Origin of the sequence: Pseudomonas sp. TNT2022 ID642 (assembly GCF_028656995.1) — a bacterium.
Lineage (GTDB): Bacteria > Pseudomonadota > Gammaproteobacteria > Pseudomonadales > Pseudomonadaceae > Aquipseudomonas.
This window is the reverse complement of sequence record NZ_JAMDGW010000029.1, coordinates 1-25,777: the sequence shown is the minus strand read 5'-3', so window position 1 is coordinate 25,777 and position 25,777 is coordinate 1. Positions and strand designations below refer to the sequence as shown.

Below are 25,777 nucleotides of genomic sequence, written 5' to 3'. Positions count from 1 at the left end.
TCAGCGGCCGATGACCACCACCGTGGCGCCTTTGCGATTGGCGAAGTGTTCGATGATGCGCAGCTTGTGCGCGACCAGCCACTCGTTCAGCCACGGCTCGCTACCCTTCGCCTCGATGACGAAATAGCGGTAGTCGCCGGCATGGGCTGCCGACATCGCTTCTTCCTGAGTCAAACCTGGCATGACGTAGCCGCGACCGGCGTAATAGCTGATCCGCCCGTCCTCGAAGTAAGTCGGCGCGCCCCGCTCGACATGACTGGAGACCCAGCGTCCCGCCTCGACATAGTGGGTTTTTCCGGCGCCGGTGGAAATGACGTTGGACAGCATCACCAGCAAACCGACGATCACCAGCCACTTGCCCCAACGCGCAAACTCGCGCACAAACGCCGCCAGCCCCATCGCCAGCACAGGCACAAACAACAGATTCAGGAAACTCAGATAGCGCGTATTCATGAACTGCAGCTTGATGAAAAACAGCACCAGCACCACCAGGTACAGCAACGCCGCCCAGGCGAAAGGACGATAGTCACGCCAGTAGATGCCTAATACGCCCCAGTTGCGGCGCAGGATGAACGGTACGGCGAAAGGCCCCATCAGCTTCACGAAACTGATGGCCATGCTCGCCAGAATGCCGAAGAAAATGATCCGCCCGGCTTCGTCCTGGGAGTACTTGTTGATCAGTGAGTTGGCAAACTGGTCGCACAACATCTGGAAGGAGGCGAACACACTGTGTGGCGCAATCATGTCCAGAAACAGCATCACGCGCGCCGACATGAACACACCGGACACCGAAACGGCCAGCACCCCCAAAACCGGTAGCAGCGAGAACTGCGCGAATTGCATCCGTCGGCCCGAAGACCACAGATTGGGCAACTGCCACAGCCCCAACGCAGCAACCAGCAGCAAGGCTTCCAGCCGAAACAGGACTGCCCCGACGATAGCCAGATGAATGAAAGCCGCTCGCAGCCAGCCGCCACGGGCTTGCCAGCGCATCGCGAGCCATAGCGTCAGCGTGCAGAAAAACCAGAAACCGCACTCACGGATGATGTCATTGCGAAAAGCATTGACCGCCGGCATTGCCAGCACCACGAGACAAGCCCAGCGGGCGACCTCGGGAGAACGCTGGCGGACGCAATCGACCATCAACGCGCTGGTGCCGGCAAAGAAGAGACCGCACCAGAGATAGGCACTCAGTTCCAACGGCAAACGCAGAACGGTATGCGTACCGGCCAGCAGAAAGGAAAACCACGGCCAATCGAACGATGCCCAGGCCACGTTGGGGCCTTGCTCGGTGACTTGCTGCGCGATATCGATGTACAGGGCCGCATCTCGCCCGACGGTTGCAGTGCCCATGACCGCAATCAGCGAGAGCAGAACACTGCCCAAAAATGCCAGCCATACCGGGTGTTCGTCGATGATTCTGGAGACTCGAGTTACCACTTCACTGCCCGTACCTTTCACCCAACCACCTCATCGACACTCGTTACAAGGTACGCGCCCGTTCACCGCGAACCATTTACCGAAATAGCAACCGCAAAGCCTTGCGAGTGTATGACCAGCGCGAGAACGTGCGCCAGTCTGCACGTAATGCCTGAAAGTAGAAGCCCTTGGCCAAGGCATATTCACCGTGGGAGTAACAGTCGCGAAACAGCGACAGGCAGCGCTGCGCCAGAAAGGCCTGACGCAGGTCATGCATCTCTTCAGGCATGCGTTGACTGGAAAATACCTCGTTCACGACCTGATCCGTGCCGGCAGCAAGGCTCTGGCGCAAATCATGGCGCATGCTGTCGGCGTGCTTGTATATAAGGGCCAGAGGCTTGTCCAGGACAGTGCAGGGGTAACGCGCCAATACTTGCGCAAACACCGGCAGATCCTCGACGTTGCGCAACTGTTCAGGATAAGCACCGGGAACGAACGCCTCTCGATGCATCGCGCAGGCGCCGTTGGAGATCGATACGGTTTTATCCAGCAGATAGCCTTGCAAACGGTGGCGAGCCGTCAACGGCAAGGGCTTGACTGACTGCAAGCTGCGTTTGCCGTCGGCAAAGACCGACCAGTGGGCGCCGATGACCATTCGGCTTTGAGGGTTGCTGGCAATGTGCCGCGCGAGTGCAGCCAGTGCACCGGGCGCCATTTCGTCATCGGAATCGAGAAAAATCAGGTATTGCCCTGTCGTTTCTTCAAGCCCCCGGTTGCGCACGGTAGACAATCCGCCATTGCTTTTGCGCAGCGCGCGAAAACGCCTGCCATGCTTGAGCAGGAGTTTTTCCACCACCTCTGGCGTATCGTCCGTCGACCCATCGTCGATGACCAGCAGATCCGCCGTCGCCTCATCCAGCTGCGCCAACACCGACTCCACTGCTCGCGGCAGGGTTCGTGCGTAGTTGTAAACCGGAATGACGACGCTGATCAGTGTTTCAGTCAAGTTCGTATCCTTTTACACCCTCTTTTACGACCAGAATATCTTCCATGATCAGGTATTCCAGGTCAGAACCGAAAAACATGTTCAACGCGTCAGTCGGTGAGCAGATCATCGGTTCGCCACGACGGTTGAGCGAGGTGTTCAGCGATACACCATTACCGGTCAGATTTTCCAGCGCCTTCATCATGTCGTAGTAGCGCGGGTTGTATTCGCGCTTGAGCACCTGGGCGCGAGAAGTGCCATCTTCGTGGACAACTTCCGGCACGCGGGTCTTCCACTCTTCAGCCACTTCGAAGGTGAACGTCATGAACGGTGCCGGGTGATCGATCTTGATCATCTGTGGCGCGACGGTGTCGAGCATCGACGGGCAGAAAGGCCTCCAGCGCTCGCGGAACTTGATCTGGTGGTTGATCCGGTCAGCCACACCGGCCACGCTCGGGCAACCGATGATCGAACGACCACCCAGCGCACGCGGACCGAACTCCATGCGCCCCTGGAACCAGGCAACCGGATTGCCGTCGACCATGATCTTGGCGATCTCTTCAGGCATGTTGTCGAGCTTGCGCCAGGTCGGCTTGCTCTCGTGACGCGCGCAGGCTGCGATCACATCTTCGTTGCTGTACGACGGGCCGAGGTAGACGTGTTCCATCTTCTCGACCGGGACGCCACGGGCGTGCGAAACGTAGGCGGCGGCGCCCACGGCAGTGCCGGCATCGCCGGACGCCGGCTGGACGAACAGCTCTTTGATGTCGTCGCGGGCGATGATCTTCTGGTTCAGCTTGACGTTCAACGCACAGCCACCGGCGAAGGCCAGCTTGCCGGTTTCCTTGAGCACATCGCCCAGGTAGTGATCGATCATCTGCAACGCCAATTTCTCGAACAGCGCTTGCATGCTCGCGGCGTAGTGGATGTACGGTTCATCAGCGATGTCGCCTTCGCGCTTCGGACCCAGCCACTCGATCAGCTTGGGCGAGAAGTAGAAGCCCTTGCCCTTCTCTTTGTAACGACGCAGACCGATCACGTTGGCGTAGTCGGTGTTGATCACCAACTCGCCGTTTTCGAACGAGGCCAGACGCGAGAAGTCGTACTTGCTGGCATCACCGTAAGGCGCCATGCCCATGACCTTGAACTCACCGTCGAGCATCTCGAAACCGAGGAACTCGGTGATCGCACCGTACAGGCCGCCGAGGGAGTCCGGGTCGAAGAATTCCTTGATCTTGTGAATCTTGCCGTTTTCGCCGTAGCCGAAGAAGGTCGTGGCGTACTCGCCCTTGCCGTCGATGCCAAGGATCGCGGTTTTTTCTTTGAAACCGGAGCAGTGGTAGGCGCTGGAAGCGTGAGCCAGGTGGTGTTCGACCGGCTCGATCTTGATCTTTTTCGGATCGAAACCCAGTTGTTCCAGGCACCAGACGATCTTGTTGCGATAGCGCTTGTAGCGGCGGTTACCCATCAGGATCGCATCGAGGGCGCGATCCGGCGCGTACCAGTAACGCTTGGCGTAGTGCCAGCGCGCCTTGCCGAACAGGCTGATCGGAGCAAATGGAATCGCTACCACGTCAACGTCGGACGGCTTGATGCCGGCCTGTTCAAGACAGAACTTCGCCGATTCGTAGGGCATGCGGTTCTTTGCATGCTTATCGCGTACGAAGCGCTCTTCTTCAGCCGCCGCCACCAGCTTGCCGTCGATGTACAAGGCTGCTGAAGGGTCATGGCTAAGGGCGCCGGACAGGCCAAGAATCGTCAATGCCACAGGGGTCTAGCCTCTTTAGTCTGCGTGCAGGCGCGATGCGCCTTGAAAATTGATGTGCCCTCGCGCAGGGCGAGTGACAGCTAAAGGGCGGGATTATAGCGTAAACGAGTGGGGAATTACCCTGTGCGATTGCCCCAGGGTGAATGGTTTGGAGAAACCTTGCCCTGCGCCTCAATAACCGCCCTTGCGCCAGTAAATATCAAGGTTGCCGTCGGTAACCTGACGATAAACCGAATAGGGCAGCGCTACTGTATCGAATACAGCGGACAATGGCAGGTCCAGCAGCACGAATGGCACAAGAAATCCGCTGGGATCGGGAGGCGCGTTCAACACGCAGAAGTCGAAGGCCAGACCGCTGTAAATACGCGGAATGGATTGGCAGTAGGTTTTTTGTTTGCGCATGTCCCGAGCGACGTCGGCATCGTCTTGCAAGACGGTCATGGCGCTGCCGCAGCCAGCCAGAACCCCTGAAAATATACCCAGCGTTGCAGCCTGTTTGATGGTCAAGATTCGCCCTCCAAGGTCGTTGGGCAAATTAGCATCGGGACTGGACAGGGCACAGTTCACGGTTTCTGTAGAAGCCGTAGGACAAGTCGCTAAATCTTGTCCTCCGGAGTTTGATTCAGGCCGCGCTGGAAATGTCTTTCGGCAAACGCTGATCAATAACCTGATACAACGCGCTGCTTTCCGGCCAGTTACGCATGAATCGCGCACGGTCACGGGCATAGGCCGGCGCGAAACTGCCGACGGATCCATGCTGACACATCGAGTCCAGATCGATCAGCGCCCAGCGGCCCTGCTGCCAGAACAGATTATGCCCCTTGAAGTCGCCGTGGCTGATGCGCTCGTCAATCAATCGCGCGAACAAATGATCCAGCGCCTGCAGCTCCGCTTCCGGTGCCTGGCCATTTTCAACATAGGGGGCAAAGCGCTCGATGATATCCGGCCCCGACAGGAACTCAGTCACCAGATACGCACGACTGCGCAGCCACAAGAAGCGCTTTTCCAGCACCGCCAGCGGCTTGGGCGTGGCGATCCCGAGGAACGCCAGGCGATTGCCTTCGCGCCACGAATGCCAGGCCCGACTCGGTCGCCAGAAACGCTTGAGCCAATGGGCAAAGCCCTTGATGTTGTAGCGCTTGATCACCAGTGTGCGCGCACCGGCCTGAACCTTGCCGACGCTCGCCGCACCACCGGTCTTGTACAAATGGCCCTGATCGAGCAACGCATCGGCCTGCTCCAGAACCGGCAACATGGCTGATTCTTCTTCACGACGAATCGCGCGCAGAGCGAACGCGCCACGCTGCACACTGAACAGCGTGCACTCGCGCCCGACCTTGATCAGGAAGTCTTTCAAACGCCAGCGACGCACTTTGTCGATCTGCTTCTGCAAGGCTTCCAGTGGCAACGCGTGCTCACTGTTGCTCAGCAGGTAATACACCAGCAGTTCTTCAGTGAACGGTTCCAGCGCCTTGGGTAACTGGGCAAAAAACACCCCGAGATTTTCCAGGACTTTTTGCCGCGATAACGGCTGCCCGGCGGTTTCTGCGCAAATGCCGGCACCGTCAATCAAATACAACTGGCCGCCATGACGCAGCAGATTGTCCAGATGCAGGTCTTCCTGCCAGAGCCCTTTGCCGTGCAACTGGCCAATGGCACCCAGCGCCTCGGCCAACACCGCCGATTGTTCATCGGCCAGCACCGGCAGCGACTCGACTTTCGCCCAGGCATCGCCAAGGCTTTCGGCACCTTCAAGGAAGTCGAACAGCAGCCAGCCACCTTCGCCATTTTTCAACCCGTCGGCCAACAGCAACGGTGTTGTCATGCCTTGCGCGGCCAGCAAGCGCACGCCTTCCAGCTCACGTTGAAAATGCCGGGCGGCCTTGCCGCCGACCAGCAATTTGGCCAGCACCGGACGCCCGCGCCAGACACCGGCGCCAACGTAACGCTGCCCCGGCAGGACTCGCAGCAGACTCAGCAATTGCAGATCCGCACTGCCAGCGGCATCGGCCAGGGTCACCGTCAGCGGCAGTTGCGGGGCTCGCCCGACACCGGCCAGCTCGGACAATTGCATCAGCGGGTCTCCTTGTGACTGCGGCGCGCGGTCAGCCGGGCGAGCCAGCTGTCGAGCAGCGAGCTATCGGCGGGCTGATCGAGATAAGCCGCGAGCAATTCACGCAGCTGCGTCTCGCTCCATTCCGGCGCGCGGCGTTGCAGCGGTTCCAGATCCTTGATCCGGTCGCGCATGCCGAACAACAAGGGACGAGTCTTTTCCAGGTCGATCAATTGCGCCTGGTACCCGTCACCGGAGGCACGCAGAAAAATATGTTTGGGATAGAAGCAGCCGTGCACCTGACGCACACCGTGCAGATGCCGCGCGAGCAATCCACAGGCCTTGAGAATGGCCGACTGTTGCGCGGTACTGAGCTGCGTCCAGCGCTGCAGCAGCGACTCCAGATCACTCCAGCCATCGAGTGCTCGGGTCAGCAGGATCGCGCGGACTTCGCCGTTGACCTTGCGCTCACCGAAGAACGCCGCTTGCAGCGCCGGAATACCGAGCTTGCGATAGCGGCTGATATTGCGAAACTCGCGGGCAAAACTGGGTTCGCCGAAAGGCGCGTGCAAGGTACGCGTCAGATAGTTGCTCTGGCGCTTTAGGTAATAACCCTGCCCTTCCAGGTCCAGACGGAAGACGCTGCTCCAACCGCCACGGGCAGTATTGGGTTCGTCCACAGCTTCAAGCTGCTTGGCCCACAATGCGTCGAAAGTGCCGAGACCATGGCGCTCAAGCAGTGCGCGGTCTTCAGCGGCGAGAAAATCAGTCATTCGCGTCCCTCGAAAAATCTCACCACGTGCCGAATCCGTTTCTTGTCGGCGCTATCAAGCCGATCGCACTGGCGGTATTGCTTATAGAAGCGCAGGCGTTGGGTATTGGACAGGTGGTATTTGGCGAGCTTATCGAGACAGGCCAGATCCTTGGTGATCCGATACTTGAGCCAGAAGCCGCGCCAGAACTCGCCGTTAGGGCAATCGATCAGAAATATCCGCGCCTGATCATCGATCAACAGGTTGCGCCATTTCAGATCGTTATGGGTAAATCGGTGATCATGCATCGTCCGGGTATAGCCGGCCAGTTGCCGACTGACAGCGTCGACCCAGGCGCGATCCTTGAGTTTCGGATCCTTGCGCTCGGCAAGCGCCGAAAGGTCTTCTGTGTTGGGCAATTCGCGCGTGATCATGGCACCTCGATCATACGCCGCGCCACGTCGCTCCAGGCCCCAGGCGACCACTTCAGCCGTGGGAATGCCCCATTTGGCGAAGCGCTTGAGGTTCTGCCATTCCATTTTCACTCGCGGCTTGCCGAGGTAGCGGCGCAAGCCTTTACCGGCGCCGACATAGCGTTTGACGTAATAGTTGACGCCGTTGCGCTGCACACGAATCACTTCCGACAGCGGGTCGCGGGTCAGGCGTTCGCCCTGCAACGCAAATACGGCTTCGAGGCTGCCAAAATCTTCGGCGAGCTCGCTGTATTGCGGCTCGAGAGTCCAACCCGCCATCAGAGCGCATCCCCGTAACGCTGCTTACGCGCATAGAGCTTGTTGGCCTTGCCTTCGAGCCAGCTCAGCAGTGGCGCTTCTTCAGCCAGAATCTGGCGCAGCGGTTGCTGGAAATAGCCTTTGAGGAAACGCAGTTTGTCGCGGCGGGTCAGGCCGATGTCCAACGCGGAAAAGTACAGCGCGGCCAGATCCTTGTTGCGCCAGCGCTGCGTGATTTTTGCGCGGGTCTGGGCGCGGTGCAGGTCGATCACCGAGAGCTTGAAGTCTTGTGGCGTCACCGGCTTGTCGGTGTGCAGCAGGAAGTGGCAGATGTAGCAGTCGCGATGGTTGACGCCAGCGCGGTGCATCATGCCGGTCATGCGCGCGACTTCAGCGATCAGTGCGCGCTTGAGCTTGGGCTCGGGCGGCTGCTTGATCCAGTCGATGCTGAAGTCTTCCAGGCTGATGGTCGGGGCCAGCTCTTCGGTGACAATGAACGAGTGTTGATCTGCCGGGTTGCTGCCCTTCTCGCCATATGCAACGGCGGTCATGGTCGGCACGCCGACTTCCTGCAGGCGCTGGATAGCCTTCCACTCCTGACCCGCGCCGAGTACTGGCAGCTTGGCGGTCAACAGGTTTTTGAAGATTTCGCCCCAGCCGATGCCGCGGTGGATCTTGACGAAAAATCCGTTGCCGTCGACTTCCGTGCGCAGTGTCCGGCGTGCTTCCAGCTCGCGGTATACCTCGCCCTGCAAGCCTTCGACTTCGGCGAACGGATCGCGTCCGGCCCAAAGGCTTTTGAACGGTTCAGCCAGCATCAACTTCATTAAGCGTGCTCCGCCAGAATCACATCGGCCGCGTGCTGCGGCATGCTGTAGAGGTCGGCCGTCTCGGCGAAGGCCAGACCATTGCGGCTCCAGGCCGCACGTGCGGCGTCGTCTTTCAACATTTCAGTCAGGTATTGCGTCAGCTGCGCTTGATCGAACGGCTCGTCCAGTACTCGCCCGGCATCGGCCTCGGCGATGTAATGGGCGTAACCGCAGACCGCGCTGACCAGCACCGGCAAACCGGCGACCAGCGCCTCAAGCAACACGGTACCGGTGTTTTCGTTGTACGCCGGGTGGATCAACAGATCGGCGCCGAGCAGGAAACGCGGGATATCGCTGCGCCCCTTGAGGAACGTCACGTTATCGCCCAAGCCCAGCGTCGCGCTCTGCATCTGGAATAATTTGGGGTCATCCTGGCCGATTACAAACAATCGAGTGCGTTTCTTCAGCTCAGCGGGCAATGCCGCCAGCGCTTTCAGGCTGCGATCAACGCCTTTGGTCTTGAAGCCGGAGCCGATCTGCACCAGCAGCAGTTCGTCATCCTTGAGATTGAATTCAGCGCGGAAACCGGCGCGAATCTCATCGGCATCCGCCGGGCGGCGACGATCCTGGGCAATGCCCGGTGGCAGCAGGTGGAAACGCTCCAGCGGCGTGTCGTAGTGCTTGATGAACAGCGGCTGCTGCACTTCGGAAATCATCAGCACTTCGGTCTTTGCGTCTTTGGCAAACACCGCGCGCTCGTACTCGGCGAAGTGGCGATAACGGCCCCAGCGGCGATACAGCGAATTGCGCAGGTTCTGCGCCTTGTCTTCAAAGCAGCCATCAGCCGCGTAATAGACGTCCAGACCCGGCATCTTGTTGAAACCGATCAAGCGATCGACCGGGCGCTTGGCCAGATCCGCTTCCATCCAAGCGCTGAGCTTTTCGTTGCGACGATGATTGAAGAACGCCTTGACCGGCGCCACCAGCACTTCGAAGCCGGGCGGCACGTCGCCTTCCCAGATCAGCGTGTAGACGCGAATCTTATGACCGCGCTTCTGGCATTCGAGGGCGATGCGCATGAAGTCGCGCTGCAAGCCACCGAACGGGAAATATTTGTACAGGACGAATGCCAATTGCATCAGCGCAGCTCCTCAGCCATTAACAACGTGCTCAGTCGGCTGGCGACACGCTCTGGGTTCAGTCGCGTGAAGCACAGCGGCTGTTCACGCTTCAGATCAAACTGACGGGCATCCTGCGCGGTCGGTTGATAGGTACATTTCTTTTGCAGACACGGCGCGCACGGGAAGTCGCTGGCCAGGTGAATCTGCAGTTTGCCGTAAGCGCCGGTCAGGCCCGGGTTGGTCGGGCCGAACAGCGAGATGGTCGGCACGTCCAGTGCGGCGGCCAAGTGGCCGAGTCCAGTGTCTACCGCCACGCAGGCTTGCGCCCCGGCGAGGACTTTGCCGACGCCGGCCAGATTGAGTTTCGGCAGCACTTCGGCGTGTTTGAAACCGGCGGCGATGCGTTCGGCGCGGGCCTTTTCCTGCGGGTTGCCCCACGGCAGTTTCACACCGACGCCGAGGTAGCCGACGCGCTCGGTCAGCTCACGCCAGTAGGCTTCCGGCCAGTGTTTGGTGTCCCAAGTGGTGCCATGCAGGAACACAACAAATGCATTCTTGCGCGGCAACTCGACCAGACGCTCGACGTTGAGGCCGTAATCGCCCAAGCCTTTGGGCAAGTCATAACCGAGGGCGATGGCGAACAACTGGCGCACACGTTCGACAGCGTGTTGCCCCCGGGCTACGGCCAGCTTGCGATCGTAGAAGCGCGAAGCCATCGGCTCGCGGGCCGAACCTTTATCGAGACCGGCCACCGGGGCTTTGACGTAACGGGTCAGCCAGGCGCTTTTCAGCAGGCCTTGAGCATCGATCACCAAATCGTATTTGTTGGCGCGCACGCTTTGCTTGAAGCGCTTCCACTCGCCGCTGGTGATGGTTTTCCAGATGTTTTTGCGCCAGCGGCGGATCGCCACCGGAATCACTTTGTCGACGGCAGGGTGCCAGGTGGGGATCTCGGCAAAGCCTTCTTCCACGACCCAGTCGAACTTGATCCCGGGGATGGCCCGGGCGGCGTCGGTCAGCGCCGGCAACGCATGAATCACGTCGCCTAGCGATGAAGTCTTGATCAGCAGTACCCGCAACTTAATGAACCTCGACCACAGAGCCCTGCAACTTCTGCAACGCATCGTTGACCGCGTCCGGCATCAGCTGGCGCAGGCAGTTGTAATGGCCGAAGCGGCAGGTACGGTCGAAGCACGGGCTGCAATCGAGACCCAGACGGACGACTTCAACGTGCTCAGCCAGCGGCGGAGTGAAACCCGGTGAAGTCGAGCCGTAGACGGCGACCAGTGGGCGGTTCAGCGCAGCGGCAACGTGCATCAGGCCGGAGTCGTTGGAGACCACCGCGTCGGCGCAGGACAGCAGATCGATGGCTTCAGCCAGCGAGGTGTCACCGCTGAGGTTGACCGATTCTTCACGCAGGCCCGGAATCAAACGTGCGCGGATGTCTTCGCCGACCGAGTGATCGTTTTTCGAACCGAACAGCCACACCTGCCAGCCTTCGCGAATACGTGCTTCGGCGACTTTGGCGTAATGCTCGGACGGCCAGCGCTTGGACTCGCCGAACTCGGCGCCGGGGCACAGGGCCAACACCGGACGATCGAGGCTCAGACCAAATTTGGCCAGCGCCGCTTCGCGGGTCACCGGGTCGATTTGCAGGCTCGGGCGCGGATACGGTTTCGGCAGCTCGGCGTTCGCTTCGTAAGCCAAAGCCATGAAACGCTCGATCATCAGCGGATAGCGTTCTTTGTCGAGGGTGCGCACGTCGTTGAGCAGGCCATAGCGGAACTCGCCACGCCAGCCGGTGCGTTTCGGGATGCCGGCGAAAAACGGCACCAGCGCCGATTTCAGCGAGTTGGGCAGCAGGATCGCCTGATCGTACTGACCGCGCAGGGATTTGCCGATGCGCCGACGCGTCGCCAGTTCCAGCGCGCCGTGGCCGAGCGGGAAGCTCAAGGCCTTGCGCACTTCGGGCATGCGTTCAAGGATCGGCCGGCTCCACTCCGGGGCCAGCACGTCGATTTCGCACTCTGGGTGGCGCTGCTTGAGACACTGAAACAGTGTCTGCGCCATCACCATGTCACCGACCCAACTGGGCCCAACGATCAAAATATTCATGTGGTTTCCATAAACGAACCGGGGAGGCATTTACGCCTCCCCGCCTCGATAATCACTGTGGGAACACCGGCGGCTTGCGATGGGTCATTACCTTCAACATTTCTGTCGACTGTTACTCCGCTATCGCGAGCAGGCTCGCTCCCACATGGTTTTGCATCTGTTCACATAACTGCGACTCACCGCAGATCCATTGTAGAAGTGAGCCTGCTCGCGATGGGGTCGTTACCTTCAACATGACTGTCGACTGTTACTCCGCTATCGCTGGCAAGCCAGCTCCCACAGGGTTTTGCATCTGTCCACATATCTGCGATTCACCGCAGATCACTGTGGGAGCGAGCCTGCTCGCGAAGAGGCCGGCACATTCAACATTGATGTTGACTGACACTCCGCTTTCGCGAGCAGGCTCGCTCCCACCTTTGAATCACATTGCCTGCATTGGCGCGCTATCAGCTTAGCCCCAACTCACGCCAGATCCGCAAAACCTGTCGCCGTTCTTCGGCAAACTGGTCGCCCGATATCACCCCGGCGTCCTTCTGCAAGGCCTGCCGGTGGGCGGCGGAGCGGTAGGCTTTATAGGCCTCGCGCAACAGACTGGCATCTTCGGCAGGCATCAGCCCTTCGTGCTCCAGCTCTTCCAGAATGCGGATGTTATCGGTCCAGCGCAGCAGTGGCGGGTGGCTTTGCGACCACGCCAGAGCCGCGTATTGCACCATAAATTCAATATCGACGATACCTCCCGCGTCCTGCTTGAGGTCGAACGGCGCGGTGGCGTCGAAGGCATTTGCCGCCGTACCGGCTGCGGTGCTCTTGGTGCCGAGGTTATCGCGCATCTTCGCGCGCATCTCGCTGACTTCCTGTTGCAGCTTGGCCAGATCACGTGCCTTGCCCAAAACCTGCGCGCGAACCTTCTCGAACGCCTCGCCGACATCCTGACTGCCGACCAGCACCCGCGCGCGCACCAATGCCTGATGCTCCCACGTCCATGCTTCATTTTCTTGATAGCGGGCGAACGCGCCGAGGGAACTGACCAGCAGGCCCGAGGCACCGGACGGCCGCAAACGCATATCGACCTCGTAGAGCTGACCTGAGTTGGTCTGCGCCGTCAGCAAGTGAATGATGCGCTGCCCCAGTCGCGTGAAGAACTGCGCGCCATCGATCGACTTCGGTCCGTCGGTTTCCGCCTGCGGATCGCCGTCGTGGATAAACACCAGATCCAGATCGGAACCATGCCCCAGTTCCAGACCGCCGACTTTGCCATAACCGACAATGATGAAGCCGGGATCGCACAAGGTGCCGTCGGTGCGCAGCGGCGTGCCGTACTTGGCCACGGTCTGGCGCCAGGCCAGGGCCAGCACTTGTTCAAGAATCGCCTCGGCCAGCCAGGTCAGGTAATCGCTGACTTTCATCAGCGGCAGGCTGCCGGCAATTTCCGAAGCGGCGACGCGCAAGCGGTGCGCCAGTTTGAAATGGCGCAGGGCTTCCATCTGTTGTTCGAGGTCGTCTTCGGGAATCCGCGTCAGCCGCTCGCGCAATTCGGCCGCCAATTCCGGCGCCAGCGGCGGCTTGAACAGGCGACCTTCGTTCAGCAATTCGTCGAGCAACAGCGGGAAGCGGGTGATCTGCTCAGCGATCCACGGGCTTGCTGCGCACAAGGTCAGCAGGCGCCGCAGGGCGCCGGGGTTTTCCGTCAGCAAGACCAGATAAGCCGAACGCCGGGCCACCGCTTCAACCAGCGGCAGCACGCGCTCAAGCACCAGATCCGGGTTGGCGTGCTCCACAGCCTGAGCGAGCAGACGCGGGATAAAAGCATCGAGCCGCTCCCGTCCCAACCGCTGCATCGCGCGCAATTGCGGACTGCTGCGCAATCCGGCCAGCGCTTTCAGGGCTTTGCTGGCGTCGGCAAAACCGCCCTCCTCCAACTGACGGCACGCCGCCTCTTCGTCCTGCGCCTCTTCCCACAGCGGCAGCCATTCACCACCGACCACCACTTCGCTTTCGGCGCCTTCATCTTCATCGGGATCGGCAATCACTTGGGCGAAGTGCCAAGCCACGCGACCGCGCCAGAACATCAGTTTTTCGTGGAAGCTGTCCCAGTCAGCGAACCCGAGCATGAAGGCGATGCGCGCCTGATCCTGTGCGCCATCCGGCAACATCTGGGTCTGGCGGTCGGCGATCGCTTGAATGGCGTGTTCGGTGTAACGGAGAAATTCGTAGCCTTCGCGCAACTCGCTGATCACCGCCGGCGGCAGATAACCCTGCCCTTCCAGCGTACTCAGCACCTTTAATAGAGGACGCTGTTGCAGGCTCAGGTCGCGGCCACCGTGGATCAACTGAAAAGCCTGAGCGATGAACTCGACCTCGCGGATACCACCGGAACCGAGCTTGATGTTGTCGGCCATGCCCTTGCGCCGCACTTCCTGCTGGATCAGTTGCTTCATGGTGCGCAGCGCTTCGATCGCCGAGAAATCCAGGTAACGTCGGTAAACGAACGGCCGCAGCATGTCGAGCAACTGCGCGCCCGCGACCTGATCGCCGGCCACCACCCGCGCCTTGATCATCGCGTAGCGCTCCCAGTCGCGGCCCTGATCCTGGTAATACTGCTCCAGCGCATTGAAGCTCAGCACCAGCGCGCCGGACGAACCGTAAGGGCGCAAGCGCATGTCGACGCGGAAGACGAAACCGTCGACGGTCATCGGATCCAGCGCCTTGATCAAGCGCTGACCGAGACGAATGAAGAATTCCTGATTATCCAGCGAGCGCTTCACACCCACCGTTTCGCCGCCCTCGGGGTAGGCGAAGATCAGGTCGATGTCCGAAGACAGGTTCAACTCGACCGCGCCGAGCTTGCCCATGCCAAGGATGACCATTTGCTGCGGCTCACCGCTGCGGCGGCCGGTCGGCGTGCCGAACTGTTCGCAATGGCGGCTGTACAACCATTGATAGGCTTGATCGATGGTGGCGTCGGCCATGTTCGAGAGATCACGGCAGGTCTGCACCAGATCGGCCTGACGAGTGAGATCACGCCAGATGATCCGCACTTGATGACGCGCGCGCTGGCGGCGCAGGGCACGACCGAGTTCCTCTTCGGTTTGCGCAGCGTTCACCGCGGCAGCAATCTGCGCACACAATTCACCCGGCGCGAAGGCCCGGTCGAGTTCGCCGGACTGCACCAGCGTGAGCAACATCAAAGGGTCACGAACGCTCTGTTCAATGACGAATTCGCTGGCAGCGGTGACGCGGGCGAACTGCGCCCAGCGCTCTGGCGTCCAGTCCGCGAAGCCGTGATCGTCTTCCAGCGCGGCGACGGCCGTACGGAACGACTGCTCGGATCGAGTGACCAACGGCAGGAGAATGGCGGGCAGTTCGGCAAGCACGGGCAGGGTCATGGTCTATCCTTGATCGGCGTGTAAATGGCCGCTTGTAGTGATTGGTGAAAACCCGCTACCCGGAGGACTGTCGAACAAAAGTTAGAAATAGCTGAAATTTCTTTCTCTTTGGCAGCGAACATCAAAGTTTCACCTTTTTCGGATGGCAAAAGACCAACCTTAACGATTATTCTCACAACGCAGCCGGAGGCCACAAGCCATTCTTCTGTAGTTTTACTACTCGTCTATACATTCGAAAGGCTGAAATGCCGGAAGATTTGTAGTAAAACTACACGCCGCCGGAACAACCTATCGGCAATCCAAGAATTTTAAATCGTCTGCCCACAAGGCCAGTCGCAAACTCAGGCAACCGATTCTGGAAGCCTTTCCGCCCTGGAGCAAGCCATGCAAGACCTCGATCCCGTCGAAACCCAGGAATGGCTGGACGCCCTGGAATCGGTTCTCGACAAAGAAGGCGAAGACCGTGCTCACTATCTGATGACCCGTATGGGCGAACTCGCGACCCGCAGCGGCTCGCAGCTCCCATACGCCATCACCACGCCTTACCGCAACACCATCCCGGTAACCCACGAAGCACGCATGCCTGGCGACCTGTTCATGGAACGCCGCATTCGCTCGCTGGTACGCTGGAACGCGATGGCCATGGTAATGCGTACGAACCTGAAAGATTCTGACCTGGGTGGTCACATCTCCAGCTTCGCTTCCAGTGCGACCCTGTATGACATCGGCTTCAACTACTTCTTCCAGGCCCCGACCGACGAACACGGCGGCGACCTGATCTACTTCCAGGGCCACACCTCGCCAGGCGTTTACGCCCGTGCATTCATGGAAGGCCGCATCACCGAAGACCAGATGAACAACTTCCGCCAGGAAGTCGACGGTCAGGGCCTGTCGTCCTACCCGCACCCTTGGCTGATGCCTGACTTCTGGCAGTTCCCGACCGTATCCATGGGTCTGGGTCCGATTCAAGCGATCTACCAGGCACGCTTCATGAAGTACCTGGAACACCGCGGCTTCATCCAGCCGGGCAAACAGAAAGTCTGGTGCTTCCTGGGCGACGGCGAGTGCGATGAGCCGGAATCCCTGGGCGCGATCTCCCTGGCCGGCCGCGAGAAGCTGGACAACCTGATCTTCGTCATCAACTGCAACCTGCAGCGCCTCGACGGCCCGGTTCGCGGCAATGGCAAGATCATCCAGGAACTCGAAGGCGTGTTCCGCGGTGCTCAGTGGAACGTGACCAAAGTCATCTGGGGCCGTTTCTGGGACCCACTGCTGGCCAAAGACGTCGACGGCATCCTGCAACGTCGCATGGACGAAGTCATCGACGGCGAGTACCAGAACTACAAAGCCAAAGACGGCGCGTTCGTCCGTGAACACTTCTTCAACACGCCAGAACTCAAGGCGATGGTTGCTGATCTGTCCGACGACGAGATCTGGAAACTCAACCGTGGCGGCCACGACCCGTACAAGGTCTATGCGGCGTACCACGAAGCGGTCAACCACAAAGAACAACCTACCGTTATCCTGGCCAAGACCATCAAGGGTTATGGCACCGGTGCCGGCGAAGCGAAAAACACTGCGCACAACACCAAGAAAGTCGACGTCGACAGCCTGAAGTTGTTCCGCGATCGTTTCGACATCCCGGTCAAGGACGAAGAGCTGGAGAACCTGCCGTTCTTCAAGCCAGAGCCAAACAGCGCCGAAGCCCGCTACCTCAGCGAGCGTCGCACTGCACTGGGCGGTTTCGTGCCTCAGCGCCGCGCACAAAGCTTCAGCGTGCCGACTCCGGATCTGGACACCCTCAAGGCCATCCTTGACGGCTCCGGCGACCGTGAAATTTCCACCACCATGGCGTTCGTGCGGATCCTCGCGCAACTGGTCAAGGACAAGGAAATCGGCCCGCGCATTGTTCCGATCATCCCGGACGAAGCCCGTACCTTCGGTATGGAAGGCATGTTCCGTCAGCTCGGCATCTACTCGTCCGTCGGCCAGCTCTACGAGCCAGTCGATAAAGACCAGGTGATGTTCTACAAGGAAGACCAGAAAGGTCAGATCCTTGAAGAAGGCATCAACGAAGCAGGCGCCATGAGCTCCTTCATCGCTGCCGGTACTTCGTACTCCAGCCACAACCAGCCGATGCTGCCGTTCTACATCTTCTACTCGATGTTCGGCTTCCAGCGTATTGGCGACCTGGCCTGGGCCGCTGGCGACAGCCGTACCCGTGGCTTCCTGATCGGCGGCACCGCCGGCCGGACCACCCTGAACGGTGAAGGTCTGCAACACGAAGACGGTCACAGCCACCTGCTGGCCGCGACCATCCCGAACTGCCGCACCTACGATCCAACCTACGGCTACGAGCTGGCGGTGATCATTCAGGACGGCATGAAGAAGATGACCGAAGAGCAACAGGACATCTTCTACTACATCACCGTGATGAACGAGTCGTACCAGCAGCCAGCCATGCCGGCCGGTGCCGAAGAAGGCATCAAGAAAGGCATGTACCTGCTCGAAGAAGACACCCGCGATGCGGCGCACCACGTTCAGCTGATGGGCTCCGGCACCATCCTGCGTGAAGTCCGTGAAGCGGCGAAGATTCTGCGTGAAGAGTTCAACGTCGGCGCTGACGTCTGGAGCGTTACCAGCTTCAACGAACTGCGTCGCGACGGCCTGGCCGTAGAGCGCAGCAACCGTCTGAAGCCTGGCCAGAAGCCTAAGCTGAGCTACGTCGAAGAGTGCCTGAACGGCCGTAAAGGTCCGGTCATCGCCTCTACCGACTACATGAAGCTGTTCGCCGAGCAGATCCGTCAGTGGGTACCGTCCAAGGAATTCAAAGTCCTCGGCACCGATGGTTTCGGCCGCAGCGACAGCCGCAAGAAACTGCGTCATTTCTTCGAAGTCGACCGTCATTTCGTGGTGTTGGCAGCCCTGGAAGCACTGGCTGACCGTGGTGATATCGAACCTAAAGTCGTGGCTGAGGCCATCGTCAAGTTCGGCATCGACCCGGAAAAACGCAACCCACTGGACTGCTGAGGAGACATTTTGTGAGCGAACTCATTCGCGTACCTGACATCGGCAGCGGTGAAGGTGAAGTAATTGAACTGTTTGTGAAGGTCGGCGACCGTATCGAAGCCGACCAGAGCATCCTGACCCTGGAATCGGACAAGGCCAGCATGGAAGTGCCGGCCCCGAAAGCCGGCGTCATCAAGAGCCTGAAAGTGAAGCTGGGCGACCGTCTGAAAGAAGGCGACGAACTGCTTGAGCTGGAAGTCGAGGGCGCCGCTGAAGCGGCCCCTGCACCAGCTGCTGCGCCAGCCGCAAAAGCAGAAGCCAAACCGGCTGCCGCTCCTGCCGCAGCCGCACCAGCTGCTGCCCCTGCTGCCGCTTCGGTTCAGCAAGTGCACGTGCCGGACATCGGTTCGTCGGGCAAGGCGCAGATCATCGAGATCCAGGTCAAGGTCGGCGATAAAGTCGAAACTGATCAATCTTTGATCACCCTGGAATCCGACAAGGCGAGCATGGAAATCCCGTCGCCTGCCGCTGGCGTGGTCAAAGCCATCAGCGTCAAGCTCAACGACGAAGTCGGCACTGGCGACCTGATTCTCGATCTGGAAGTGGCGGGTGCTGCGGCCCCTACGGCTGCCGCTCCGGCCCAGGCTGCTGCCCCGGCCGCTGCCGCTGCGCCTGCTCCGGCAGCCGCGCCAGCAGCACCGGTTGCCGACAGCGTTCAGGACATCCACGTTCCGGACATCGGTTCGGCCGGCAAAGCCAAGATCATCGAAGTGTTGGTCAAGGCTGGCGATACCGTTGAAGCCGATCAGTCGCTGATCACCCTGGAATCCGACAAGGCAAGCATGGAAATCCCATCGCCTGCCGCAGGCGTGGTGGAAAGCGTTTCCATCAAGCTGGATGACGAAGTCGGTACCGGCGACCTGATTCTGAAGCTGAAAGTCAAAGGCGCAGCGCCTGCTGCTGCCCCGGCTCCAGCTGCCGCCGCTGCTGCTCCGAGCGCTCCGGCACCTGCCGCTGCTGCTCCGGCTGCCGCTGCACCTGCTGCCGCTCCAGCCGCCGCACCGGCTGCTACACCTGCGAAACCGGGCGCCAAAGTTCACGCCGGCCCAGCCGTGCGTCAACTGGCCCGCGAGTTCGGCGTCGAGCTGAACGCTGTCGGCGCCAGCGGCCCGCACGGTCGTATCTTGAAAGAAGACGTGCAGGTTTACGTCAAAGCGATGATGCAGAAGGCCAAGGAAGCACCGGCCGCTGCAGCGGGCGCAACCGGTGGCGCGGGTATCCCGCCGATTCCGGTCGTCGACTTCAGCCGTTTCGGCGAAATCGAAGAAGTGCCGATGACTCGCCTGATGCAAATCGGCGCGTCGAGCCTGCACCGCAGCTGGCTGAACATCCCGCACGTGACTCAGTTCGATTCGGCTGATATCACCGAGCTGGAAGCCTTCCGCGTTGCACAGAAAGCCGTTGCAGAGAAGGCTGGCGTCAAGCTGACCATCCTGCCGCTGCTGCTCAAGTCGTGCGCGCACATGCTCAAGGAGCTGCCGGACTTCAACAGTTCGCTGGCGCCAAGCGGCAAAGCGATCATCCGCAAGAAGTACGTGAACATCGGCTTCGCCGTCGACACCCCGGATGGCCTGCTGGTACCGGTCATCAAGAACGTCGACCAGAAGAGCCTGCTGCAACTGGCAGCCGAAGCCGCTGCGCTGGCCGCCAAAGCCCGCGACAAGAAGCTTACTGCTGACGACATGCAGGGCGCCTGCTTCACCATTTCCAGCCTCGGCCACATTGGCGGCACCGGCTTCACGCCGATCGTCAACGCGCCGGAAGTGGCGATCCTCGGTGTCTCCAAGGCAACCATCCAGCCAGTCTGGGACGGCAAAGCCTTCCAGCCGAAACTGATGCTGCCGCTGTCGTTGTCCTACGATCACCGTGTAATCAACGGCGCCGCTGCCGCACGCTTCACCCAGCGTCTGGGCAGCCTGCTGGCGGACATCCGCACGATCCTGCTGTAACTCGATCGGCCCTCCGGCAACGGAGGGCCGATTGCTGCACCCTTTCGAGCGCCACACGCTCGTACCTCAACCCCGTCAGTTTGGCGGGGCTTTTTTTTGCCTGAAAAAACCTTCTGGCCTTTTTTCCCACATGTTGCGCTGATATCGGCCACAAGCCTGGTCGACTTGGCACCGATCTTTTTTATTCGACAGACAACTAACCTAGGCGCATACAGTTTAACTAAGCAAACTTCTAAATTTTATATTTATCCAAACCACTCGAATGGATTCGACATGTTAAAACCAACTATTGGCCCGATCGTCGGCCACGTTACAACTAATCACGCACGCATATTCATGCGTGGCGACCGGCACAACAATGCACTGGTGTTTTCCGCGATACGTTATCGTGCATCCGGCACACAACAATGGTCGAACGGCAACTTCGCGCGCCTGAGCGAATTACGCGATATGTCGCAAGTATTCGCCCTCAACAACTTGAGCACTGACACCGAGTATGAATATCAGGCCGGCTGGTTCAGCCCGATGAGTCCGGTGCATACGGCAGACAGCGTTGCCGAACTGCCGTTGCAATGGCCGCGGGAAATTTACCGCCTGCGCACCCGTTCCAGCAAAGTCATGCAGACTAGGGCCTATATCGTCGGCTCGTGCCGCTATCTGCGCATGACCGCCGGTATCGCCTCCCTGCCGCAATTGGGCGACCGCATCTTTGCATCCATCAATCAGGTGATTGAAGGCATACAACCACCGATCAGTGCGGTATTGATGACCGGCGATCAAATCTACGTCGACGATTTGAATCTGCTTGCACCAGATCGCGAATACAAAGACATCCTGAACAAGTACCGCGCGGCTTTTTCCCAGCCCAATATAAAACGACTGATGTCTGGCACTTCGACTTACATGATTCTCGACGATCATGAAATCGAAGATAACTGGCCGGCCAATGCCAGCAAATCCGACGGGGATTTATATCGTAACGCCATGGCTGCTTATGATCTGTATCAGGCCAGTCACAGCCCGGTACATCCGCTGACAACTAACGGAGATATAGATCACGCAACACTCGAGCATTACTGGTATCAATTCAGCGATGGCGATATCGAATGGTTTGTCACCGACAGTCGCACCCGTCGCAACTTGTCCGCCGATGACCGACGCATCCTCGACGAGGCGCAGGAGCAGGCCTTGCTTAAATGGCTGAGTCACAGCACGGCGCGGGTCAAGTTCGTGGTCACCAGCGTGATGTTCTATCCGGATCGCAAGCTCCACGGCAATGACGCTTGGAAAGCCTTTCCCGAGCAGCGCCTGCGCCTGCTGGAAACCATCCGCACCCGGCGCATAAAGAATGTCGTGTTCATCTCGGGGGACGTGCATGGCTCGCTGACCGCTCGCTTGACCCACAGCGAAGACCCGGACTTCGAAGTCCACACCGTCGTCTCCTCACCGCTGTGCAACAGCAAACTGCTGCCGTATGCCAAGGCGTCCACGTTCATTCTGGATCAACCGCTGGTGCGCACGGTAGCGGGCGATTATCGGCATGAACTGACCAGCACGGTGGTCAGTGAAGACAACTTCGCCCATCTGGTGGTCGAGGCCGGGCAGATTCAGGTCAATTACCACGATCGCGATGGCAAACGCCTGCAATCTATCGCCATTCCCTTGCGTTGAATAACCGGTTGAAGGGGCGCCGTTTCGCGGCACAAAGCGCTCTGGAACGGCGTTTTTTCCATTCAACAGCATTACTTTCTGCCGCACGCTGGAGAAATGTTCAGCGCAGCCGACATATTCTTATAGCACTTGGCCTTCATGTCTCTTGTCAGTCGGTGCCGCAATGATGCAACCTTGCCGCAGGCAACAGTAAAGAGGGCGAGAGCCCGGCGCGTTCAGCATATTTCCAAGCGAGTTCCCTTCATGAAGAGCCAGCCCGATGCCGCCAGCCGTATGGTGGCCGAGGTAGTGACGCAGTTGCCTGTGCCCTCGCGGCTCGGCATGCTGCGTTTCGAGCGCTTGAATGAAGCCAGCTGGGCCATGCTGTTTCTCGATCCCAACTGTGAACGCCAGTTCGGTCAGCCAGCCGTCGAGCTTTGCGCGCTGGTCGGCTCACCCTACGCCAGCCTGATGGAACCCGAAGCGCGCTATCAGCTGCACGACGCGATCCAGCAACAGCTGACCGTCAGCCCGCATTATCTGGTGCGTTACACCCTGCACACGGCAGCCGGTGCGCTGAGCATCCTGGAACTGGGCGAAGCCTACAAACAACACAACCGTCATCTGCTGCGCGGCTATCTGCTGGCGGTCGATCACCTCTTCGACGAAGCGCCACTGCCACCCTCCGTCGACCTCGAAACACAGAATTCGCGCCTGCAAATCGCCCTTGAACTCAATCAACGCGCCCAGCAAGAACAGCTGCAGCACCTGGAACGCGTGCGCGCCCAGCAGGACTTGATTCTGCTGCTCGCCCGCCAGCGCTACAGCACGCACAACTCGCTGCAGGAAGCCGCCGAACTGATCACCCGCTGCGCCTGCGATATCTATGAAATCGACTGCGCCAGTCTGTGGAACCTCGAAGGCCAGCAGCTGGTGCCGATCTCCGCGTACCACCGCGCGACCCAGGAATACATCCTCCCGGACGTGATCGACATCAGCAGTTTCCCCGACTACATGGAAGCGCTGCACAGCAGCCGCGCCATCGACGCACACAATGCAATGCGCGATCCGCGCACTCGCGAGATGGCCGAAGCCCTGCGCCCGCGTGACGTCAACGCCATGCTCGATGCGAGTATTCGCGTCGATGGCCAAGTGGTCGGCGTGCTGTGTCTGGAACAGACCGGCGTCACCCGCGCCTGGCAGTCCGATGAAATCGCTTTTGCCGGCGAGTTGGCCGATCAGTTCGCGCAAGTCATCAACAACCACAACCGCCGCACCGCCACCAGCGCCCTGCACCTGTTCCAGCGTGCGGTCGAGCAAAGCGCCAACGCCTTTTTGCTGGTCAATTGCGACGGCGTGGTCGAGTACGTCAACCCGAGTTTCACCGCGATCACCCAGTACACCACCGAAGAAGTCCACGGCCAGCGTCTGTCCGAGTTGCCGGCGCTGGAAAACCTCAGTGAACTGTTGTTCGACGCGCCCTCGGCGCTGGCCAAGAGCAACAGCTGGCAGGGCGAGTTCAAGAGTCGCCGGAAAAACCTCGAACCGTACTGGGGCCAGTTGTCGATCTCCAAGGTCTACGGCGACAACCGCGAGCTGACGCATTACATCGGCATCTACGAAGACATCACCCAGACCAAACTGGCGCAGCAGCGCATCGAGCGCCTGGCGTACACCGACAACCTGACCAATCTCGGCAACCGCCCGGCGTTTATCCGCAATCTGGACGAACGCTTCGCCCGCGATAGCGATACGCCGATCAGCCTGTTGCTGGTGGACATCGACAACTTCAAACGGATAAACGACAGCCTCGGTCACCAGACCGGCGACAAACTGCTGATCAGTCTGGCCCGGCGTCTGCGCAATAGTCTGAGCCCGAGCGGCAGCCTCGCGCGGTTCGCCAGTAACGAGTTTGCCGTGCTGCTCGACGATACCGATCTGGCGACCGGCCAGCAGATCGCCAACCAATTGCTGGCGACGCTGGATAAACCGATGTTCGTCGACAACCAGTTGATCAGCGTTACCGGCTCGGTCGGCCTGGCGTGCGCGCCGCTGCACGGTCGCGACCCGCAAACCCTGATGCGTAACGCCGGTCTGGCGCTGCACAAGGCCAAGGCCAACGGTAAACATCAGGTACAAGTCTTCACCGAAGCGCTGAATGCCGAGGCCAGTTACAAACTGTTCGTTGAGAACAACCTGCGCCGTGCTCTGACGCAGAACGAGCTGGACGTGTTCTACCAGCCCAAGCTGTGCCTGCGCAGCGGTCGGCTGCTGGGCATGGAAGCGCTGTTGCGCTGGAACCACCCGGAACGCGGGATGATTCGCCCGGACCAGTTCATCAGCGTCGCCGAAGAAACCGGTCTGATCATTCCGATCGGCAAGTGGATCGCCCGTCAGGCCTGCCGCATGAGCAAAGCCCTGACCGCCGCTGGCATGGGCAATCTGCAAGTGGCGATCAACCTGTCACCGAAACAGTTCTCCGACCCGGATCTGGTCGCCTCCATCGCCAACATCCTCAAGGAAGAAGCGCTGCCGGCCAATCTGCTCGAACTGGAACTGACCGAAGGCCTGTTGCTGGAAGCCACTGAAGACACGCACTTGCAACTCGACCAGCTCAAGCGCCTCGGGTTGACGCTGGCCATGGACGACTTCGGCACTGGTTATTCGTCGCTGAGCTATCTGAAGAAATTCCCGATCGACATCATCAAGATCGATCGCAGCTTCATCCATGAAATTCCCGACAACCAGGACGACATGGAAATCACCTCGGCGGTGATCGCCATGGCGCACAATCTGAAACTCAAGGTCGTGGCCGAAGGCATCGAGACTGCCGAACAACTCGCGTTCCTGCGTCGGCACCGTTGCGACGTTGGCCAGGGTTACCTGTTCGACCGGCCGATCCCCGGCGCTGAACTGATCCAGGCGCTGAAACGCTACCCGCGCGGCCCGCTCTGCCTCTAACTCCCGCCGCCCCTCATGTAGGAGCTGCCGCAGGCTGCGATCTTTTGATCCTGTTTTTCAAAGACAAGATCAAAAGATCGCAGCCTTCGGCAGCTCCTACATTGGATAGTGCGAAGTCGGGCATCATTCGGCACACTGGCGGTCTGACTTTTTACATCCAACCTGACTGAGAGGAACGATCATGGTTCTGCGCTCGGAAATTCTGGTGAACAAAAACGTGCTCCCGACTAAAGAACAAGCTTTGCCCGGCCGCGAAACCGCGATGACCCTGCCTGAAAAGCACTTCGTCTTCGAAGAAACCCCGCTGCTTGGCCCGTTTTTCCAGGACGTCGATTTTGCGATCTTCGGTCTGGGCTGCTTCTGGGGCGCCGAGCGCCGCTTCTGGCAGCGTGAAGGCGTGGTCAGCACGGTCGTCGGTTATGCCGGTGGCTTCACGCCGAATCCGACCTACGAAGAAGTCTGCTCGGGCCTGACCGGCCACGCTGAAGTGGTGCTGGTGGTGTATGACAAGGCCAAAGTCAGCTACGAAGAGCTGCTGGCGATGTTCTGGGAACTGCACAACCCGACGCAGGGCATGCGCCAAGGCAACGACATCGGCACGCAGTACCGCTCGGTGATCTACGCGACCTCACCTGAGCATTTGGACGCAGCGCTGAAGAGCAAGGCGACCTATCAGGCTGAACTGTCGAAAGCGGGTCTGGGCGAGATCAGCACCGAGATCGAACAGGCGCCGACCGTGTACTTCGCCGAGGCGTATCACCAGCAGTATCTGGCGAAGAATCCTGAGGGTTACTGCGGGATTGGTGGTACCGGCGTGTGCATGCCAGCGAGTCTGGCAGGCAACTAACCCCGCCGACTGATCGTTCCCACGCTCTGCGTGGGAATGCAGCCCGGGACGCTCCGCGTCCCAACAGCGGACGCAGAGCGTCCATTGAGGCATTCCCACGCAGAGCGTGGGAACGATCGCTGTAGGAGCTGCCGCAGGCTGCGATCTGCTGGATCAGCCTCG

At 59.7% G+C, this 25,777-nt stretch carries 17 protein-coding genes; 5 read left to right on the top strand and 12 right to left on the bottom strand.

The features are described from left to right. From M5G26_RS24485 to glnE, 12 genes are all read right to left on the bottom strand, one after another. Complete coding sequence (locus M5G26_RS24485; RefSeq protein WP_273916691.1) at positions 1-1,461, bottom strand: hypothetical protein; 1,461 nt, start codon at positions 1,459-1,461, stop codon at positions 1-3. A gap of 55 nt (positions 1,462-1,516) precedes the next feature. Continuing rightward, positions 1,517-2,425: a glycosyltransferase family 2 protein gene (locus M5G26_RS24480; RefSeq protein ID WP_273916690.1), complete on the bottom strand. Its 909-nt coding sequence runs from the start codon at positions 2,423-2,425 to the stop codon at positions 1,517-1,519. Further along, the gene (locus M5G26_RS24475) at positions 2,418-4,172 is read right to left on the bottom strand and encodes a carbamoyltransferase family protein (protein WP_038360245.1); all 1,755 of its coding nucleotides are present in this window, start codon (positions 4,170-4,172) and stop codon (positions 2,418-2,420) included. Before M5G26_RS24475 ends, M5G26_RS24480 begins: the two co-directional genes overlap by 8 nt. A 171-nt stretch (positions 4,173-4,343) precedes the next feature. Then, positions 4,344-4,679, bottom strand: coding sequence for a YceK/YidQ family lipoprotein (locus M5G26_RS24470; RefSeq protein WP_273916689.1), 336 nt, complete (start codon positions 4,677-4,679; stop codon positions 4,344-4,346). A gap of 115 nt (positions 4,680-4,794) precedes the next feature. Next, complete coding sequence (locus M5G26_RS24465) at positions 4,795-6,246, bottom strand: lipopolysaccharide kinase InaA family protein (protein ID WP_273916688.1); 1,452 nt, start codon at positions 6,244-6,246, stop codon at positions 4,795-4,797. Then, positions 6,246-6,998: a lipopolysaccharide kinase InaA family protein gene (locus tag M5G26_RS24460; protein ID WP_134175880.1), complete on the bottom strand. Its 753-nt coding sequence runs from the start codon at positions 6,996-6,998 to the stop codon at positions 6,246-6,248. Before M5G26_RS24460 ends, M5G26_RS24465 begins: the two co-directional genes overlap by 1 nt. Continuing rightward, the gene (locus M5G26_RS24455; protein WP_095120672.1) at positions 6,995-7,729 is read right to left on the bottom strand and encodes a lipopolysaccharide kinase InaA family protein; all 735 of its coding nucleotides are present in this window, start codon (positions 7,727-7,729) and stop codon (positions 6,995-6,997) included. The genes M5G26_RS24460 and M5G26_RS24455 overlap by 4 nt, the downstream gene beginning before the upstream one ends. Next, a complete protein-coding gene (gene rfaP / locus M5G26_RS24450) occupies positions 7,729-8,535 on the bottom strand; it encodes a lipopolysaccharide core heptose(I) kinase RfaP (RefSeq protein WP_273916687.1) in 807 nt (268 codons plus the stop codon). The genes M5G26_RS24455 and rfaP overlap by 1 nt, the downstream gene beginning before the upstream one ends. Next, on the bottom strand, positions 8,535-9,656 hold the full coding sequence (locus tag M5G26_RS24445) for a glycosyltransferase family 4 protein (RefSeq protein ID WP_150693005.1): 1,122 nt from the start codon (positions 9,654-9,656) through the stop codon (positions 8,535-8,537). The genes rfaP and M5G26_RS24445 overlap by 1 nt, the downstream gene beginning before the upstream one ends. Next, positions 9,656-10,717, bottom strand: a complete 1,062-nt coding sequence (gene waaC, locus M5G26_RS24440) for a lipopolysaccharide heptosyltransferase I (RefSeq protein WP_102899479.1) — start codon at positions 10,715-10,717, stop codon at positions 9,656-9,658. The genes M5G26_RS24445 and waaC overlap by 1 nt, the downstream gene beginning before the upstream one ends. A gap of 1 nt (position 10,718) precedes the next feature. Continuing rightward, the gene (gene waaF / locus M5G26_RS24435; RefSeq protein ID WP_273916686.1) at positions 10,719-11,753 is read right to left on the bottom strand and encodes a lipopolysaccharide heptosyltransferase II; all 1,035 of its coding nucleotides are present in this window, start codon (positions 11,751-11,753) and stop codon (positions 10,719-10,721) included. Between the two features lie 446 nt (positions 11,754-12,199). Beyond that, on the bottom strand, positions 12,200-15,139 hold the full coding sequence (glnE, locus tag M5G26_RS24430) for a bifunctional [glutamate--ammonia ligase]-adenylyl-L-tyrosine phosphorylase/[glutamate--ammonia-ligase] adenylyltransferase (RefSeq protein WP_150693004.1): 2,940 nt from the start codon (positions 15,137-15,139) through the stop codon (positions 12,200-12,202). 384 nt (positions 15,140-15,523) lie between these two features. Here glnE and aceE point away from each other — a divergent pair, with 384 nt between their 5' ends. The 5 genes from aceE to msrA all read left to right on the top strand — a co-directional run bounded on the left by aceE (position 15,524) and on the right by msrA (position 25,615). Next, complete coding sequence (gene aceE, locus M5G26_RS24425) at positions 15,524-18,169, top strand: pyruvate dehydrogenase (acetyl-transferring), homodimeric type (protein ID WP_007915682.1); 2,646 nt, start codon at positions 15,524-15,526, stop codon at positions 18,167-18,169. Between the two features lie 11 nt (positions 18,170-18,180). Next, complete coding sequence (aceF, locus tag M5G26_RS24420) at positions 18,181-20,157, top strand: dihydrolipoyllysine-residue acetyltransferase (protein ID WP_273916685.1); 1,977 nt, start codon at positions 18,181-18,183, stop codon at positions 20,155-20,157. A 273-nt stretch (positions 20,158-20,430) separates the two neighbouring features. Then, entirely contained in the window at positions 20,431-21,828 is a 1,398-nt protein-coding gene (locus M5G26_RS24415) for an alkaline phosphatase D family protein (RefSeq protein ID WP_273916684.1), read from the top strand. Positions 21,829-22,071: 243 nt separating this feature from the next. Beyond that, complete coding sequence (locus M5G26_RS24410; protein WP_150693001.1) at positions 22,072-24,768, top strand: putative bifunctional diguanylate cyclase/phosphodiesterase; 2,697 nt, start codon at positions 22,072-22,074, stop codon at positions 24,766-24,768. 181 nt (positions 24,769-24,949) lie between these two features. Continuing rightward, positions 24,950-25,615, top strand: coding sequence for a peptide-methionine (S)-S-oxide reductase MsrA (gene msrA, locus M5G26_RS24405; protein ID WP_038360208.1), 666 nt, complete (start codon positions 24,950-24,952; stop codon positions 25,613-25,615). The last annotated feature ends 162 nt before the right edge of the window (positions 25,616-25,777 follow it).

Excerpts from the sequence above, each read along its gene's own strand:
- M5G26_RS24415 (WP_273916684.1), top strand. The coding sequence starts at position 20,431 with ATGTTAAAACCAACTATTGGCCCGATCGTCGGCCACGTTACAACTAAT.
- waaF (WP_273916686.1), bottom strand. The coding sequence starts at position 11,753 with ATGAATATTTTGATCGTTGGGCCCAGTTGGGTCGGTGACATGGTGATG.
- M5G26_RS24410 (WP_150693001.1), top strand. The coding sequence starts at position 22,072 with ATGAAGAGCCAGCCCGATGCCGCCAGCCGTATGGTGGCCGAGGTAGTG.
- aceE (WP_007915682.1), top strand. The coding sequence starts at position 15,524 with ATGCAAGACCTCGATCCCGTCGAAACCCAGGAATGGCTGGACGCCCTG.
- msrA (WP_038360208.1), top strand. The coding sequence starts at position 24,950 with ATGGTTCTGCGCTCGGAAATTCTGGTGAACAAAAACGTGCTCCCGACT.
- rfaP (WP_273916687.1), bottom strand. The coding sequence starts at position 8,535 with ATGAAGTTGATGCTGGCTGAACCGTTCAAAAGCCTTTGGGCCGGACGC.
- M5G26_RS24445 (WP_150693005.1), bottom strand. The coding sequence starts at position 9,656 with ATGCAATTGGCATTCGTCCTGTACAAATATTTCCCGTTCGGTGGCTTG.
- glnE (WP_150693004.1), bottom strand. The coding sequence starts at position 15,139 with ATGACCCTGCCCGTGCTTGCCGAACTGCCCGCCATTCTCCTGCCGTTG.
- M5G26_RS24460 (WP_134175880.1), bottom strand. The coding sequence starts at position 6,998 with ATGACTGATTTTCTCGCCGCTGAAGACCGCGCACTGCTTGAGCGCCAT.
- M5G26_RS24465 (WP_273916688.1), bottom strand. The coding sequence starts at position 6,246 with ATGCAATTGTCCGAGCTGGCCGGTGTCGGGCGAGCCCCGCAACTGCCG.
- M5G26_RS24455 (WP_095120672.1), bottom strand. The coding sequence starts at position 7,729 with ATGGCGGGTTGGACTCTCGAGCCGCAATACAGCGAGCTCGCCGAAGAT.